The 1,021-nt window shown below is 50.6% G+C and carries 8 tRNA genes; all 8 read right to left on the bottom strand.

Annotation, left to right across the window (positions count from 1 at the left end):
* Nucleotides 1-217: 217 nt before the first annotated feature.
* Nucleotides 218-293: transfer RNA gene (locus HMPREF1210_RS00090), tRNA-Ala, on the bottom strand.
* A gap of 18 nt (nucleotides 294-311) precedes the next feature.
* Nucleotides 312-388 (bottom strand) — tRNA-Pro (locus HMPREF1210_RS00085).
* A 13-nt stretch (nucleotides 389-401) separates the two neighbouring features.
* Nucleotides 402-478 (bottom strand) — tRNA-Arg (locus tag HMPREF1210_RS00080).
* A gap of 23 nt (nucleotides 479-501) precedes the next feature.
* Nucleotides 502-590: transfer RNA gene (locus tag HMPREF1210_RS00075), tRNA-Leu, on the bottom strand.
* Nucleotides 591-603: 13 nt separating this feature from the next.
* A tRNA-Gly gene (locus HMPREF1210_RS00070) sits at nucleotides 604-678 on the bottom strand.
* Nucleotides 679-697: 19 nt separating this feature from the next.
* Nucleotides 698-782 (bottom strand) — tRNA-Leu (locus HMPREF1210_RS00065).
* A 15-nt stretch (nucleotides 783-797) separates the two neighbouring features.
* Nucleotides 798-873 (bottom strand) — tRNA-Lys (locus tag HMPREF1210_RS00060).
* A 6-nt stretch (nucleotides 874-879) separates the two neighbouring features.
* Nucleotides 880-955: transfer RNA gene (locus tag HMPREF1210_RS00055), tRNA-Thr, on the bottom strand.
* Between the last annotated feature and the right edge of the window lie 66 nt (nucleotides 956-1,021).

The following is a 1,021-nucleotide window of genomic DNA, read 5'->3' as shown; positions in this document are numbered from 1 at the left end:
TCATTCCGCTCGACTTGCATGTATTAGGCACGCCGCCAGCGTTCGTCCTGAGCCAGGATCAAACTCTCCATAATAGGTGAGTCGATTAGCTCGACTTTGTTGCTGGCGTCAAATTAATGACGTTTTAAAATGAACAATTAAGTTCAAGTTTTGCTTCCCACACCGAAGTGTGTTCCGCTTTATTGTTGACGTTTTGCTGTTCAGTTTTCAAGGTTCATGGTGGAGCCTAGCGGGATCGAACCGCTGACCTCCTGCGTGCAAGGCAGGCGCTCTCCCAGCTGAGCTAAGGCCCCTTAAAGGGATATAAATACTGGTCGGGAAGACAGGATTCGAACCTGCGACCCCTTGGTCCCAAACCAAGTGCTCTACCAAGCTGAGCTACTTCCCGAAGTTAAAAAATATGGCGCGCCCGAGAGGACTCGAACCTCTAACCGCTTGATTCGTAGTCAAGTACTCTATCCAATTGAGCTACGGGCGCTAAATATTATGTTTTATGAAAGATGGTGCCGAGGACCGGAATCGAACCGGTACGGTAGTCACCTACCGCAGGATTTTAAGTCCTGTGCGTCTGCCAGTTCCGCCACCCCGGCATTCAAGAAGATATGGAGCGGAAGACGAGGTTCGAACTCGCGACCCCCACCTTGGCAAGGTGGTGTTCTACCACTGAACTACTTCCGCTCGTATAATATTGTAAAAATGGTGCGGGTGAAGGGAGTCGAACCCCCACGCCTTGCGGCGCTAGATCCTAAGTCTAGTGCGTCTGCCAGTTCCGCCACACCCGCAACTTAGTATAAAAATGGTGAGCCATGTAGGATTCGAACCTACGACCCTCTGATTAAAAGTCAGATGCTCTACCAACTGAGCTAATGGCTCTAACAATGGTGCCGGCGAAAGGAGTCGAACCCTCGACCTACTGATTACAAGTCAGTTGCTCTACCAACTGAGCTACACCGGCACGGTGTTAAAAAGAAAAATGGTGGAGGATGACGGGCTCGAACCGCCGACCCTCTGCTTGTAAGGC

It is taken from the genome of Paenisporosarcina sp. HGH0030 (genome assembly GCF_000411295.1).
Lineage (GTDB): Bacteria > Bacillota > Bacilli > Bacillales_A > Planococcaceae > Paenisporosarcina.
This window is presented reverse-complemented; position numbering and strand designations above follow the sequence as displayed.